We start from the raw sequence: 13,488 nt of genomic DNA, 5'->3' as shown, positions 1-13,488 counted from the left end.
GCTTTGAGCGGCTCACATCCCGAATGCCCCCGGCTTTGCCGGGGGATGGTTACTGTCGCTACGCGGTCGCTCAGCCCTTGGTGGCTTTCAGTGGCTTGTTGTCTGGCGTTGGGATGAGGGTCCCAGATGGGTTGGACCCCGTTCGCTTTGGAGTCCTTTGGTGTCGCCTGCTTTCTATGAACGAACATCTATCCCACTCTGCAGCCCTTGGCGAGTCACTGCCCGCACCGCACCTGCTGGACATCGTCACTCGCCATACAGGCGCAACGATCTGCGTGGTCGACACTAGCCTGAACATCCTGTACGCCAACGAGGCCTATGCCAACTGGTTCAAGGTGCGCCCCAAGGAACTGCTGGGCCGCACTTTGACTTCGCTGTACAGCGAGGCTGCCCGCGCGCAGTTTGGTCCCCATATTGATCGCGCCCTGGCGGGCCATGAGGTCACCTATCAGCGGCAGATATGCAACTTCGAGGGGCACGAAGTATGGTTCTCCATCAGCCTGCATCCCTGGCTTGATGAGGATGGGCAAGTCGGTGGTTTGGTCAATTCTGCGCTGGAGGTGCACGAGCTCAAAGTGACCACGGAAGCGCTGCGTGCAGCCAATCAAAAGATTTTTTCGCACATGGAAAACAGCCCGCTGGCCGTGGTGGAGCTGGATGCCCAGTTGGGCCTTGTGCATTGCTCCAGTCGCGCCACCGAGTGGTTTGGCTGGCGCCACGCCGCCCACCAGGGCGATTCGCTCTTGAACTTGGTGGGCGATGGCGCACGGGTCAGCGCACTGCGCAAGGCGTTTCACCGCCTGCTGGCCGGGGCTGAGCGCCAAAACCGGGTCGAGGCCTCTTTCATCCGGCCCGACGGCAGCGTGCAGCACTGCCTGTGGTTCAACTCTGCGCTCATCAATCCGCGCGGCGAGACGGTGTCCATCATGTGCCAGATCGAGGACATCACCGAGCGCGTGGCCGCTGCAGACCGATTGCTGCATCTGGCGCAGCACGATTCGCTCACGGGGCTGTTGAACCGCGGTGCCTTCATGGTGCGGGCGCACGAGGCTGTGGGCAGCCTGGACGGGCAGGGCGGTGACGCCACCGAGGGCGTGGTCATCCTGTTCATGGACCTGGACGGCTTCAAGGACGTGAACGATCTGCACGGCCACCACATGGGCGACACCGTGCTGCGCCTGGTAGCCCAGCGCCTGGCGCACGTTGTGCGTGCAGGCGACACGCTGGCGCGGCTGGGGGGCGACGAGTTCACCATCCTGATGCGTGGCAACCCCAGCCCGCAGGAGCTCCAGCAGTTCCTCGACCGCCTGCTGCAGATTTTTGACACGCCCTTTGCGCTGCCCGACACCGATGGTGTGCAGGTGACGCTGGGTGTGAGCATCGGGGTGGCCGCCCACCCGCCGCTGCCCGCGCAGGTGGACGAGTTGCTGACCCGCGCCGACCACGCCATGTACGAAGCCAAGCGGGGCGGCAAGGGCAGCGTGCACTACGCAGTGCCTGCCTCGGCCTGAGTGCCATGCGCCCCGCACGGCGCGGCACCACGCCCAGCCCGCAGGCGCGGCTTACAAAGGTGCAATGCTCTGCCCGTAGCAGAAGAAGTTGGTGGGTCGTACGTCGTCTTGACTTCGCGCAACCGCCGGTACGTTGCATCGCCCCAGTAGGCGTTGGCAAAGTCCTCCAGAGTCCGGTCGGGGTAGTTTTGGTAGACATTCCCGTTCATGTAGGGCCGCAGCAGGTCGTACAGCCCGTCGATCCAGGCCTGTACCTTCACGCGCTCTTCTGCGTTGCGCCAGCAGCCGTCAATCACGATGTCCATGTCCACATGGCGGTGCACAAAGGCGCTGCCTTCCACCGGGTAGCGGGCAATCGCGCCGCCGTAGGGCTCGGTGTAAACCATGCTCCAGGGGTTGACGGCCTGGTGGAACTGGTCGATCACCTGCTGCCACACCGCCTGGGGAATGGGCTTGTCGATATATCCGCTGGCCTTGGTCTCGCAAATGCCGTCGGGCAGGTCTTGCGGCAGGGGGTAGGGGTGGTCTTCAAAATAGTTGTTCAGCTCCGGGTACGTGCCCACCTTGTCCACCACCAGTTGCGCGCCGGTGATTTGCAGCAGGGGCTCAATGGCGGCGTAGCCCTCGTCCCGCGGGCCGCAGTACATGCCTTGCACCATGTACACCACCTGCCCGTTGTAGTAGCCCAGGTTCATCATGTAGCCCAGTTGCTCGGGGGCTCCCTGGCGGGTGTAATCCCGTTGCAGCAGCTCCAGCACCTGCGCCGCCTGCTCGGCTTGCCAGGTGATGGACCAGCCCCACACCGATGGCAGGCGCACCATGTGGTAGCTGACCTGCAGCACCACGCCAAAGTTGCCGCCCGTGCCGCCCCGCAAGGCCCAGAACAGGTCGGCGTTCTCGCGTTCGTTGGCGGTCACTACCGTTCCGCTGGCCAGCGCCACGCGAAACGCTGCTGCCTTGTCACTTTGGATGCCGTAGGTTCGGGAGGTGTAGCCATAGCCCCCACCCTGTACAAACCCGGCCACGCACACGCTGCCGCAAGCCCCCGTGGGCACATGCCAGCCCGTGCCGTTGAGTGCGCCGTTGAACACCTCAAACGGCGTGCCGGGCAGCACATGCACCAGGGCCCGGTCTTCGTCCAGCACCACGCCCTTCATCTCGCTCAGGTCAATCACCATGCCGCCGGTGTTCACCGAATACCCCGCCGTGCTGTGCCCGCCTGAGCGTACGGATACCGCCAGGCACGCGTCCTGGGCCACTCCCATGCTCACCAGCACGTCGGTTTCGCAAGCGCAGTACACGATGACCAGGGGGTAATACTGGAACGCAGGGTTGGTTTCCTGCCGGTCCGCGTCGTAGTCAGCGTCCCACGGAAAGACCACGCGCCCGATGGTGCGTGCTTCCAGGTCGGCCTTCTGTACCCCCGTCAACGTGGCGCTGTGGCCAGGGGCCGCCGCTTGCAGGAACTGCGCCAAGAAGTGCGCGATGCGGCGTTGTTTTGCCGCGCGTGTGAGACTTTTTCTATGGGCCATGGACGCTTTCCCTCCTGAGAAAAACGCCGTTGTAGCACGCGGCTTACGTCAGGCCCATGAAAAAATGGGCACAGTGGGTGGCCCAGCGGTTTAGAGGTAAAAATGCCTGTAGCGCTTGATGGGTAAGCGCCAGCAGCTATGAAGTCAGGAGCGCGTAGGTGCGCCTCAGAGCATCTTTCCAATCCCTTGTGAGATTGCCACTCAGCCCCGCACGTAGCTCACAAAGTCAAAGGGCAGGCCGTTGGTGGAGACATGCGAACTGCGCGTGGCTTCCTTCCACTCTGCGCCCAGCGTGGGCGCGTAGGCATCGCCGTCAAAGTCCTGGGCGATCTCTGTGACCTCAACCCGGCTGGCCAGGGGCAGGGCCTGGGCGTAGATCTGGGCTCCGCCCATCACCCACACCGGGCGGTGGGGCTCGGTGGTGGCTGCGCGGGCCAGGGTCAGCGCGCCTTCGAGGCTGTCAGCGCGCAGCGCACCTTCGGCCTGCCAGTCACTTTGGCGGGTGACCACGATGTTGGTGCGCCCTGGCAGCGGCCGAAAACGTGGGGGCAATGAATCCCAGGTCTTGCGGCCCATGATGACCGCGCAGCCCTGCGTCAGCTGCTTGAAATGCGCCATGTCCTCGGGCAGGTGCCAGGGCATGGTGTTGTCCTTGCCAATCACGCCATTGGCGGCGCGGGCGTAAATCAGGTGCAGCGGTTGCATGGTGGCCTGTGCGGTAAGAGGGGTCAGATATGGAGCAGCGCCAGGGTGCCTACGCCCAGGCCAATGGCGGCCACGCCGTACATGCCCCATTCCAGCCATTTTTTGCGTGTGAGCAGCGCAATCGCGGCCAGGGCAATCGCAACCTGCAGCGCCGTGGTGGCCTGCGCCCAGCGGTGGTGCTGGTGCATCTGCGCTTCGCTCTTTTCATCAAAGGCGCGGGCTTCGGCTTCCAGGCCCTCTGCAACTTTCTTGATCTCGTTTTTCTCGGTTTCGTAGCGGTCAATCTTGGCCTGGTACTTGGCCTTTTCCTGCTCGCTGGGCGTCATGTCGCGCGCCAGTTCGGCCAGCGATTGCTTGGTGCTTTTGGACTGGAAGTAATTCCACTGGTTGGAGGCTTCCGTCTTCTTGATGGCGGCATCGTTCTTCATCAGCCCCGCATTGGCCTGCGTGGCGCCGCCCATGTAGGCAAAGATGGCACCCACCGTGGCGACGATGGCGGTGAACATTGCGATCTTGTTGGTGCTGCTGCCATGGCCTTCAGTGCCGTGGCTCTCTGCAGGGTGCTCGCCGTGGCCATGCGTGGCGTGCTCAATGGCGTGGTCGTGGGGGCCGTGTACGTGAAATCCGCCGGAAGACATATGGGATGGAGGTCAGAGGGTTGCTAAGCACTACCGCAGCGCCCGGGCTGCGGTGAAAAAAAGTGGCAAACGCCGCGTGGCCTGGGGCGCTACGGCTGCTTGCCCTGGCGCAGGGTTACACCGCCACAGGCGCCTTGATGGCCGGGTGGCATTGGTAGTCCAGCACCTCGAAATCTTCGTACTCGTATTCGAAGATGCTGGCGGGCTTGCGCTTGATGCGCAGGGTGGGGTAGGCGTAGGGCGTGCGGGCCAGTTGGGTGGTGACCTGCTCGTAGTGATTGCTGTAGATGTGGCAGTCGCCACCCGTCCAGATGAAGTCACCCACGTCCAGGTCGCACTGCTGCGCCACCATGTGCGTGAGCAGCGCATAGCTGGCAATGTTGAACGGCACACCCAAAAAGATGTCGGCACTGCGTTGGTAGAGCTGGCAGCTCAGCGTGCCGCGCCCACCGGGCTCTTGCGCCGGGGCCACGTAGAACTGGAAGAACGCGTGGCAAGGCATCAGCGCCATCTTGCTGAGGTCGGCCACGTTCCAGGCGCTGACGATGATGCGGCGCGAATCGGGGTTGGTTTTGAGCGTTTGGATCACATCGCTGATCTGGTCGATGTGCCCGCCGTCCGGCGTGGGCCAGCTGCGCCACTGCACGCCATACACGGGGCCCAGTTCGCCGTCCTCGCGCGCCCACTCGTCCCAGATCGTCACGCCGCGCTCTTTGAGCCAGTTGTTGTTGCTCGACCCCGTGAGGAACCACAGCAGCTCAACGATGATGGATTTGAGGTGCACCTTCTTGGTGGTGACCAGCGGAAAACCTTCCTTCAAATCAAACCGCATCTGATGGCCGAAAACGCTCTTGGTGCCGGTGCCGGTGCGGTCGGCCTTCTCCACGCCATGGGTGAACACATGGCGCATCAGATCCTCGTACTGCGATCGAATGGGGCGTTGGGAGGCGGGAACGGCAGGCTGGTTCATGGGAGGCTCGCAGGTTGAAACGGCACGCGGCAGGGGGCGGACCAAGCGAGCGATTTTAAGCGGGCTGGCCTACTTGCGCTGCCGACTGACTCGCTACGCGGAAGGTTGCCCCTGTCGCACGCGCCCTATCCACAGCAGCGCAGCGGCGGCCACCACCACGGGCGGCAGCGTCAGTGCGGCCACGGTGCTCCAGCCGTAGGCCGAGAGCAGGCTGCCCGATGCGAACGAGCCGATGACCATGGTGCCGAACACCACGAAGTCGTTGATGGACTGCACGCGCGGGCCTTCCTGTGGCGTGTGGCATTGGAGCACCATGGCCGACGCACCCAGGAAGCCGAAGTTCCAGCCCACGCCCAGCAGGGCGAGTGCCCACCAGAAATGTGCCACCGTCTGGCCGCTCATGCCCACCAGCGCGGCGGCGGCAGTGAGTGCCAGGCCCGTCAGAACGATGGGGGTTTCGCCAAAGCGGGCGATGAGCCGCCCGGTGAAAAAGCTGGGCAGGTACATGGCCACTACATGCAGCTCGATGCCGTAGTTGGAATATTCGCGCGGCAAGCCGCACAGCTCCATGGCCAGCGGTGCCGAAGTCATCATGAAGTTCATCAGCATGTAGCTGACCACGCCGCACAGCATGGCCACCACAAAGCGGGGCTGGCGCACCACCTCACGGATGGGCCTGCTGGTGATAGGCAGAACCGATGGTGCCGCGCCTGCAGTAGCTGGCACGGCGGGACTGCCCGCAAACCGCACACCGCGCAGCACCAGGGCTGACAGCACCGATACCGCCGCCGCACACAGGTAGGTGGCCGCGTAGGCGTGGGGTGGCCACTGGTTCATGGTGGCAGTAACCAGTTGCGGGCCCAGCACCCCCGCAAACACGCCACCGGCCAGCACCAGCGACAAGGCACGGGGCTTGTCGGCCGCAGGCACGCATTCGGCTGCCGCGAAGCGAAAGGTGAGCACCACCGCCGCATAGGCACCGCCAAAAAGCATGGCAAGGCAGAACAGCACAAACGATGCTTGCACCAGCGCCAGGCTGGCCAGCAGCCCCGACACCACGCCGCACCCATTGCCCAGAAAGAAGGCTGCATGGCGGCCATGCTTGCGTGCCACCGCGCCCACCGGCAGCGTGGACAAGGCCATGCCGATCACAAACACCGAAATCGGCAACGTGGCCATGCCGGGGCGCGGTGCCAGCAGGTGCCCAATGATGGCTGCCGTGGCATACACCACCGTGGTGTTGGCGCCCGACAGGGCCTGGGCAATCGCCAGGCGCAAAACGGAGGGGTGCAGGGTCATGCAGGGCCGATGAGGAAGGTGGATGCGTGTGACGCCCACGCAAAGAGGGAGGTGCCCAGTGTGCCTCAGCCATCTGTGGGCAGACTACAGAGCTGCGCTTGCGGGGATGCCCAGGGCTTGCAGCCCGCGCTGCGTGGCGTCCAGTGCCCCGGCCAGGTAACCGGGGTAGTGGGGCGACCACTCGCTGCCGATGCCCACAATGCGCTCCGCCCAGGCACCTTCGCTGGTGAAGGCAGCGGGGGCGGCTGCGTGATGGCCGGTGCTGCTTTGGTCTTGTGCGGTGGCGGTCAGTGGGTCCTGGGTCCAATCCTTGAGCGCGTCGGCCACCGGGTGTGCCGCTGCCGGGCCAAACAGCCGTGCCAGTTGGGCTCGGCAGTGCTGGCGCAGCACATCTTCAGACACAGTGGCTCGAACAGCGGCCGGCACGCCCACAAAGCCAAACAGCGCAGCACCCCCGCCGGGCTGCGACAGGTCGTGGATTTCTGCCAGGGGCCCGCGTGCGCTGCGGGCTTGGCCTGACAGACCCTGCTCGCGCCAGAAGGGTGTGTCGTACACAGCGACATATTTGGCGTGGGGCGCCATCCAGGTGGGCGTGCGTTGCCATGCACTGTGCAAATCGGCAGGCAATGGCGGCTGCCAATCCAACTGCGCCACGGCCAGGCGCGGGGGCAGGGCCAGCAGCACATGCTCGGTCTGCCAGTGGTGGTGTTGCCCCAAGGCGTCCGCACTCGTCAGGTGCACCTGCGTGCCCTCGGCCCGCAAGCGGCGCACGGTGTGGCTGGTGCGGATGTGGTGCGGGGGCACCTCGGCCTTCAGCGCATCTACCAGGGCTTCGGTGCCACCCAGCAGGCGCATGGACGCAGGCGATTGGGCGTAGCCGGGCACGCGCATGGGCGCGCTCTGAACCGACTGCTCGATCACCATGTCGCCTTCGTCAAACTGGGCAAAGGTGGCCAGGCCCAGGTGCTCGATCAGCGCGTGCAAGTCGGGCTGAAAGTCTGGCCAGTACCAGCTTGGGCCCAGGTCAAAGCGGTGCAGCGCAGCCGTTGTGGGTGTGTAAGCGGCCGGGCTTTGGAAAGAGGTGATGCGCCCGCCCAGTGCGCTGCGTGCTTCCAGCAACACAAAGTCATGGATGCCTTGGCGATGCAGGGCACGGGCCGCCATCAGGCCGCTGAGGCCCCCACCGAGGATGGCGATGCGCGTAGAGGTCATGGAGGTCTGCGGCATGGGGCTCAAGCTGTGGCGGTGTGGGGTGTAGTGCTTTTGAGGAACACGGTAGCGCCTTGCGCGCCAGCGTTCCACACCGCCGTAGAACCCGGCGGCAGGCGCAACCAGCCGCGTTCGGGCAGCTCGTCGGTTGAGCTGTGCAGGCTGCCTTGGATGACGAAGGCTTCGGTTTGCCGTGTGGCCAGTAGGGGCAGCAGGCGGTGGGGCGCCAGCCGCAGCAGCCGGGTGTGCTCGTCGGCGTCGCGGTACAGCTCGCACGCAGCGTGCTCGCCTTCGGTGGCCCAGCAAGACGTGTCATGGGTGTTGATGCGCAGCGACGTGTCGACGGGTGCGTGTGGGGCGGGCGGCAGATGCCCCAGCTTCACAAAAATCACGGCGCCCTCAGCGCTGTGCGGGGCGTGGCCCGAGCCTGCCGGGTTGCGCAGGTACCAGCCCGGTAGGTAATGGTGGTCGCCTTCGGAAAACACACCCGACAGCACCAGAATTTCTTCACCCGCGGGGTGCTGGTGGTGCGGAAACCGCGAGTCAGGCGCGTAGCGCACGATGCTGGTGGCCCGCCCGCGCTCCGCGCCCGTGCGGTCGAGCATGATGCGTTCCACTCCCGCCTGGGGTGAGGCCACCCACTGGTGCTGCTGGGGGTGTACGAGCGCAGGTTGGGTGAAGTCGGCGTTGATTTGCATGGAAGGGATCACCTCTGGGGGCGGTTGCGGCTTGAGAACTTGCGTATTTTTAGGTTTGGAGGCCTCTTGAACAACTGAGATAAAGTCGCTAACCACCAAAGAAAAACTTTATGGGTATGCGATCAATAGCTCACCTTAACGCCTTGCGTGCCTTTGAGGCCAGTGCCAGGCACCAGAGTTTTTCTCTGGCGGCGCAAGAGCTGAACGTGACCCCTGCGGCGGTGGGCCAGTTGGTGCGCACGCTGGAAGACTGGCTGGGCAGCCCGCTGTTTGTGCGAAGCACCAGCGGCCGCGCCCGGCTGGTGACCACGGAGGTGGCGGAGCAGGCCTTGCCTGATATTCGCGCAGGGTTGGAGCGTTTGGCTGTGGGGCTGGAGCGCTTGCGCAGTGGCAGCGCGGGCGGCGTGCTCACGGTGACTGTGAGCCCGGCGTTTGCCGCCAAGTGGCTGCTTCCGCGCATTGAGCGCTTTCAGGCCGCCTGGCCTGAGACCGATTTGCGGCTGGACACCAGCCTGAAGCCGGTGGACTTTGTGGCCCAGCGCATCGACGTGGGCGTGCGCTATGGCCGGGGCCTGTGGCCAGGGTTGGCGGCAGAGAAGTTGATGGACGAGGAGGTGTACCCCGTGTGCGCCCCGGCGTTGCTGGCCACGGCAACGCTGCAGGCCCCGGGCGATTTGCGCGGGCAGGTGCTCATCCATGACCAGTCCGTCGATACCAGCACGGGTTTTGCCAGCTGGCAGGCCTGGCTGCGCCATGCGGGGGTGCAGGGGGTGCCCACCGACCGGGGCTTGCGCATCAACAACTCGGCCGCCGTGCTGCAGGCGGCCATTGATGGCCAAGGCGTGGCGCTGGCGCGTAGCGTCATGGCGCATGACGACCTGGCTGCAGGCCGACTGGTGCGGCTGTTTCCGCAAGTGCGGCTGGAATCGGCCCTGGCGTATTACGTGGTGTACCGCCCCGAATGCATCGCACAGCCCAAGGTGGCCGCGTTTCGGGACTGGCTGCTGCGGGAGGCCCATGGCCCCGCGTAGGTTCCCAGCGCTGTTTAGGCTTTCAGCACGCGCCCAGGGTTCATGATGCCCTGCGGATCCAGCGCCTGCTTGATGGCGCGCATCATCGACAGCGCCACGGGCGACTGGTACTTCTCCAGCTTGTCGGCCTTGAGCTCGCCCACGCCGTGCTCGGCAGAGAATGAGCCACCAAACTCGGCCACGGCGTCGTACACCAGCTGGTGTACGCGCTCTTCGTTGTCACGCAGGAAGGCCTTGGGGTCGCCCTCCACAGGTGCCTGCACGTTGTAGTGCAGGTTGCCATCGCCCAGGTGGCCGAAGTTGACCAGGCGCACGCCGGGAATCTCGCGCTGCAGCACCGCGTCGGTGTGTGCCACAAAGGCGGGGATGCGCGAGATCTGCACCGAGATGTCGTGCTTGATGTTCAGGCCCTCTTCGGCCTGGGCCAGCGGAATGTTCTCGCGGATGTGCCAGAGCTGGTGCGCTTGCGTGAGGTTTTCGGCCACTACGGCATCGGTGACGCAGCCGGCCTCAAACGCTTTTTCGAGCAGAGATTCGAAGCGTGCGCGGGCGTGTTCTTCAGATTCGCTGTCGGAATTTTCGAGCAGCACGCACCAAGGCGCATCGTCCTGGCCCAGGAAGGGCACGCGCAGTTGCGGCATGTGCTTGCCTACCAGGCTCAGCGCAAACTGGCCCATCACTTCAAAGCCCGTAAGGCCTGCGCCCAGCTGCTGGTGCGCCATGCCCAGCAGTTGCACGGCATGCTCCATGGAAGGCACGGCGGCCCAGGCGGTGAGCTTGGCGGCGGGCTGGGGGTAGAGCTTCATGCACGCGGCGGTGATGATGCCCAGCGTGCCTTCGCTGCCGATGAACAGATCGCGCAGGTCGTAGCCCGTGTTGTCCTTGCGCAGGCCCTTCAGGCCGCTCCACACCTCGCCTTGCGGCGTGACCACTTCCAGGCCCAGGCACAGGTCGCGCGTATTGCCGTAGCGCACCACCTGCGTGCCGCCTGCGTTGGTGCCCAGGTTGCCGCCAATGGTGCAGCTGCCTTCGGCCGCCAGCGACAGCGGGAACAGTGCGCCCGCATTGCGCGCCACTTCCTGCAGGTTTTGCAGGATGCAGCCGGCCTCCACGGTCATGGTGAGGTTGTCGGTGTCCACGTTGCGCACGGCGTTCATGCGCGTGAGGCTGAGCACGATCTGCGTGCCCGATGCATCGGGCGTGGAGCCCACGGCCAGCCCGGTGTTGCCGCCCTGCGGCACGATGGCGGTGCCTGCCGCAGCGCAGGCCTTGACCACCGCTGCCACTTCGGGCGTGCTGGCCGGGCGCACCACAGCCAGGGCCTTGCCGCGCACGCGGCGGCGCCAGTCTTGTTCCCAGGCGGTGAGGTCGCCTTCGGTCAGTACATGGGCATCGCCCACGATGGAGCGCAGGGTGTCAAGCAAAGAGGTCATGGCAGAGCGTCTTCAAGATCGGTAAACAGGAGGACTGGCGGAGGCGTGTCAGACAGACGCCCCAGCGGTATCAGCCGCCGCCCGGGCGTTGCGCTGGCGCAGACGCACATGCAGCGTGCAGGCGGTGAACAGCGCGAGGCACAGCGCCACTTCGGCCCAGGCCAGCCACTGCGATGGGGGCTTGTCGCTCCAGCCGCGCACCACGCCTTCGGTGAAATACAGCCAGATCACCAGGCTGACCCAGCGGTAGGTGTACATGCGGTTTTTGAGGATGCCTGCCAGCGGTATGCACAGCGGTAGGGCCTTGATGGCCAGCCAGGTTCCACCGGGGCGCACAGGTGCCAGCACCAGCTCCCAGGCCAGGCACAGAACGATCAGGGCCAGCAGGCTGCCCGTGGCCACCCAACGTGTGGCGGCAACGCCGTGGTCTGCGGGGGGATTGGGGATGGCGGGGGATGCAGTCATTGGGGTGGCATCATATCGGCCATGTTCTTTCTAGATCGTGCTATGCACTTTTACGTACCCACGTTGGCCTGGTGGCCCAACCCTTCGGGAAAGCCGGGGAAAGGCCCGGCCACGTTGTTGCAGAACGCTTGCGGTATCCATACCGCGGCGCGTCCTGCGCCTAGTTGCCGGGCCTTTCCCCGGCTTTCGTGGGCACGTAAAAGTGCATAGCACGCTCCAGACAGCCGCACTGCGCGTGGAGGCGCTCATGACCGAGCTGTCGCACTTCCCCTGGAAAACCACGGCCCAGACGCTGCGCGAGCGCTTTCGTGAAGACCACCTGGGCCTCACGGCCAGCAGCCTGACCTTCACCACCATCCTGGCGCTGGTGCCGTTCTTTACCGTGGCGTTGGCGGTGTTCACCGCCTTCCCCATCTTTGGCAAGCTGCAAGATGCGCTGCAGGGCTGGCTGGTCAGCAGCCTGGTGCCTGACAGCATCTCGCGCCAGGTGCTGGGCTACCTCACGCAGTTTGCCTCCAAGGCCAGCAGCCTGGGGGCGGCAGGGTTCAGCATTCTGCTGGCCACGGCGCTGGCGCTGATCCTCACCATCGACCGCACGCTCAACGACATCTGGCGCGTGCAGCGCCTGCGGCCGCTGGGGCAGCGGGTGCTGATCTACTGGGCCGCCATCACGCTGGGCCCGCTGCTGATGGGCGCGAGCCTCGCGCTCACGTCGTATGTGATGTCGGCATCGGGTGGGCTGGTCAAGCGCCTGCCCGACGGGGTGCAACTGCTGTTTGATTCGATCCAGTTTGTGGTGCTGGCGGGCGGCATGGCGGCGCTTTACCACTATGTGCCCAACACGCCGGTGAAGTGGCGCCACGCCTGGACGGGTGGGCTGTTTGTGGCCGTGTGCATCGAGCTGGCCAAGAAGGTGCTGGCGGTGTACCTGGGCAAGGTGCCCACCTATTCGGTGGTGTATGGCGCGTTTGCCACGCTGCCCATCCTGCTGGTGTGGATCTATGTGGCCTGGGTCATTGTGCTGCTGGGTGCGGTGGTCACAGCCTATTTGCCCAGCCTGCTGGCCGGGGTGGCGCGGCGCGGCACGGTGGCGGGCTGGACGTTTCAGCTGGCGGTAGAAGTGCTGCAGCAGTTGCACCGCGTGCGCCACCAGCCCCTCAAGGGCCTGCGCCCCAGCCAGCTCGCGCAGTTGCTGCGGGTGGATGGGTTGCAGCTGGCCCCGGTGCTGGAGGCGCTGACTGCGCTGGACTGGGTGGGCCAGGTCAACGATGCGGCGGTGGGCGAAGCGGATGTGCCCGAGTCCCGCTATGTATTGCTGGCCAACCCGCGCACCACCCCCCTGGCGCCGCTGGTGCAGCGCCTGCTGCTGGAGCGCTCTGAAAGCTTGCAGCCGCTGTGGTCCAAAGCCCGGCTGGAAGGCTTGCTGCTGGAGGATGTACTGCAGACCAGCGCGGGCACTGAGCCTGCCTTGGACGTGCAACGGGTGGTTTAATTTTGCTATATAAATAATAGCTGCTGGCGCTTGATTGGTGAGCGCTAGAGCCTGTTTTGGCTTGAATTTTTCGCAGCGGAAGCTGTGCGAATCAGTGCTTCAAAACGGCACCTTCCCCGTCCAGATGTCCTTGTACATCACCCAGTCGCCCATGAAGCTGTAGAGCGGCCGCTTGAAGCTGGCAGGCTTGTTCTTCTCAAAGCCGAAGTGCCCCACCCAGGCAAAGCCATAGCCGCAGAGCAGGCCATACAGCAGGTACTGCGGCTTGCCCGTGGCCACCAGCATGCCCAGGCAGAGCAGGCTGAGTGTGGAGCCCACAAAGTGCAGACGGCGGCAGGTGCGGTTGCTGTGCTCGCTCAGATAAAAGGGGTAGAAGTCCGCGAAGCTTTTGAAGGCCCTAGGGTCTGCGCTTGGCGCGGGTTGCGGGGTGGCAGTCTGGCTGGTCATGGCGTTGTCTCCGGGCGGGGGTAAAGCCCCTCTGCCCGCGTTATACGCCGCAGTTCTG

At 64.9% G+C, this 13,488-nt stretch carries 13 protein-coding genes; 3 read left to right on the top strand and 10 right to left on the bottom strand.

Annotated features, from left to right (window positions below; genetic code table 11):
• The first annotated feature begins 176 nt into the window (after positions 1-176).
• Positions 177-1,511, top strand: coding sequence for a diguanylate cyclase domain-containing protein (locus tag IHV84_RS18140; RefSeq protein ID WP_198847910.1), 1,335 nt, complete (start codon positions 177-179; stop codon positions 1,509-1,511).
• On the opposite strand, the gene IHV84_RS18135 is transcribed toward IHV84_RS18140, so the two are convergent.
• The 7 genes from IHV84_RS18135 to IHV84_RS18105 all read right to left on the bottom strand — a co-directional run bounded on the left by IHV84_RS18135 (position 1,487) and on the right by IHV84_RS18105 (position 8,562).
• Positions 1,487-3,043 carry an FAD-binding oxidoreductase gene (locus IHV84_RS18135; RefSeq protein WP_233100118.1) on the bottom strand — a complete coding sequence of 519 codons (1,557 nt, stop codon included), beginning with the start codon at positions 3,041-3,043 and terminating at the stop codon, positions 1,487-1,489. The two genes, IHV84_RS18140 and IHV84_RS18135, sit on opposite strands and share 25 nt — an antisense overlap.
• Positions 3,044-3,244: 201 nt before the next feature.
• The gene (locus tag IHV84_RS18130; RefSeq protein ID WP_066697415.1) at positions 3,245-3,748 is read right to left on the bottom strand and encodes a dihydrofolate reductase; all 504 of its coding nucleotides are present in this window, start codon (positions 3,746-3,748) and stop codon (positions 3,245-3,247) included.
• 23 nt (positions 3,749-3,771) lie between these two features.
• Positions 3,772-4,386: a DUF4337 domain-containing protein gene (locus IHV84_RS18125; protein WP_198847909.1), complete on the bottom strand. Its 615-nt coding sequence runs from the start codon at positions 4,384-4,386 to the stop codon at positions 3,772-3,774.
• Positions 4,387-4,501: 115 nt separating this feature from the next.
• Positions 4,502-5,356: a thymidylate synthase gene (locus IHV84_RS18120; protein ID WP_198847908.1), complete on the bottom strand. Its 855-nt coding sequence runs from the start codon at positions 5,354-5,356 to the stop codon at positions 4,502-4,504.
• Between the two features lie 93 nt (positions 5,357-5,449).
• Positions 5,450-6,655: an MFS transporter gene (locus IHV84_RS18115; RefSeq protein ID WP_198847907.1), complete on the bottom strand. Its 1,206-nt coding sequence runs from the start codon at positions 6,653-6,655 to the stop codon at positions 5,450-5,452.
• Positions 6,656-6,739: 84 nt separating this feature from the next.
• Positions 6,740-7,867 (bottom strand): FAD-dependent oxidoreductase, encoded by a 1,128-nt coding sequence (locus IHV84_RS18110; protein ID WP_198847906.1) that lies wholly within the window; start codon positions 7,865-7,867, stop codon positions 6,740-6,742.
• Positions 7,868-7,887: 20 nt separating this feature from the next.
• Entirely contained in the window at positions 7,888-8,562 is a 675-nt protein-coding gene (locus IHV84_RS18105; RefSeq protein WP_198847905.1) for a cupin domain-containing protein, read from the bottom strand.
• A gap of 116 nt (positions 8,563-8,678) precedes the next feature.
• On the opposite strand from IHV84_RS18105, the gene gcvA reads away from it, so the two are divergent.
• Complete coding sequence (gcvA, locus tag IHV84_RS18100) at positions 8,679-9,593, top strand: transcriptional regulator GcvA (RefSeq protein ID WP_198847904.1); 915 nt, start codon at positions 8,679-8,681, stop codon at positions 9,591-9,593.
• 14 nt (positions 9,594-9,607) lie between these two features.
• Here gcvA and IHV84_RS18095 read toward each other — a convergent pair whose 3' ends face one another.
• Together IHV84_RS18095 and IHV84_RS18090 are read right to left on the bottom strand one after the other, a co-directional pair.
• A complete protein-coding gene (locus tag IHV84_RS18095) occupies positions 9,608-11,026 on the bottom strand; it encodes an FAD-binding oxidoreductase (RefSeq protein ID WP_066690531.1) in 1,419 nt (472 codons plus the stop codon).
• A 48-nt stretch (positions 11,027-11,074) separates the two neighbouring features.
• Positions 11,075-11,491 carry a DUF2069 domain-containing protein gene (locus tag IHV84_RS18090; protein ID WP_198847903.1) on the bottom strand — a complete coding sequence of 139 codons (417 nt, stop codon included), beginning with the start codon at positions 11,489-11,491 and terminating at the stop codon, positions 11,075-11,077.
• A 247-nt stretch (positions 11,492-11,738) separates the two neighbouring features.
• Here IHV84_RS18090 and IHV84_RS18085 point away from each other — a divergent pair, with 247 nt between their 5' ends.
• Positions 11,739-12,983 carry a YihY family inner membrane protein gene (locus IHV84_RS18085; protein ID WP_198847902.1) on the top strand — a complete coding sequence of 415 codons (1,245 nt, stop codon included), beginning with the start codon at positions 11,739-11,741 and terminating at the stop codon, positions 12,981-12,983.
• Between the two features lie 99 nt (positions 12,984-13,082).
• On the opposite strand, the gene IHV84_RS18080 is transcribed toward IHV84_RS18085, so the two are convergent.
• On the bottom strand, positions 13,083-13,430 hold the full coding sequence (locus tag IHV84_RS18080) for an Mpo1-like protein (protein ID WP_198847901.1): 348 nt from the start codon (positions 13,428-13,430) through the stop codon (positions 13,083-13,085).
• Between the last annotated feature and the right edge of the window lie 58 nt (positions 13,431-13,488).

The sequence above is a fragment of the Acidovorax sp. IB03 genome (assembly GCF_016406015.1).
Lineage (GTDB): Bacteria > Pseudomonadota > Gammaproteobacteria > Burkholderiales > Burkholderiaceae_C > Acidovorax > Acidovorax temperans.
This window is presented reverse-complemented; position numbering and strand designations above follow the sequence as displayed.

Coding starts and splice junctions, on each gene's coding strand:
- gcvA (WP_198847904.1), top strand. CDS start 8,679: ATGCGATCAATAGCTCACCTTAACGCCTTGCGTGCCTTTGAGGCCAGT.
- IHV84_RS18105 (WP_198847905.1), bottom strand. CDS start 8,562: ATGCAAATCAACGCCGACTTCACCCAACCTGCGCTCGTACACCCCCAG.
- IHV84_RS18095 (WP_066690531.1), bottom strand. CDS start 11,026: ATGACCTCTTTGCTTGACACCCTGCGCTCCATCGTGGGCGATGCCCAT.
- IHV84_RS18090 (WP_198847903.1), bottom strand. CDS start 11,491: ATGACTGCATCCCCCGCCATCCCCAATCCCCCCGCAGACCACGGCGTT.
- IHV84_RS18135 (WP_233100118.1), bottom strand. CDS start 3,043: ATGGCCCATAGAAAAAGTCTCACACGCGCGGCAAAACAACGCCGCATC.
- IHV84_RS18130 (WP_066697415.1), bottom strand. CDS start 3,748: ATGCAACCGCTGCACCTGATTTACGCCCGCGCCGCCAATGGCGTGATT.
- IHV84_RS18080 (WP_198847901.1), bottom strand. CDS start 13,430: ATGACCAGCCAGACTGCCACCCCGCAACCCGCGCCAAGCGCAGACCCT.
- IHV84_RS18120 (WP_198847908.1), bottom strand. CDS start 5,356: ATGAACCAGCCTGCCGTTCCCGCCTCCCAACGCCCCATTCGATCGCAG.
- IHV84_RS18125 (WP_198847909.1), bottom strand. CDS start 4,386: ATGTCTTCCGGCGGATTTCACGTACACGGCCCCCACGACCACGCCATT.
- IHV84_RS18115 (WP_198847907.1), bottom strand. CDS start 6,655: ATGACCCTGCACCCCTCCGTTTTGCGCCTGGCGATTGCCCAGGCCCTG.
- IHV84_RS18085 (WP_198847902.1), top strand. CDS start 11,739: ATGACCGAGCTGTCGCACTTCCCCTGGAAAACCACGGCCCAGACGCTG.
- IHV84_RS18110 (WP_198847906.1), bottom strand. CDS start 7,867: ATGACCTCTACGCGCATCGCCATCCTCGGTGGGGGCCTCAGCGGCCTG.
- IHV84_RS18140 (WP_198847910.1), top strand. CDS start 177: ATGAACGAACATCTATCCCACTCTGCAGCCCTTGGCGAGTCACTGCCC.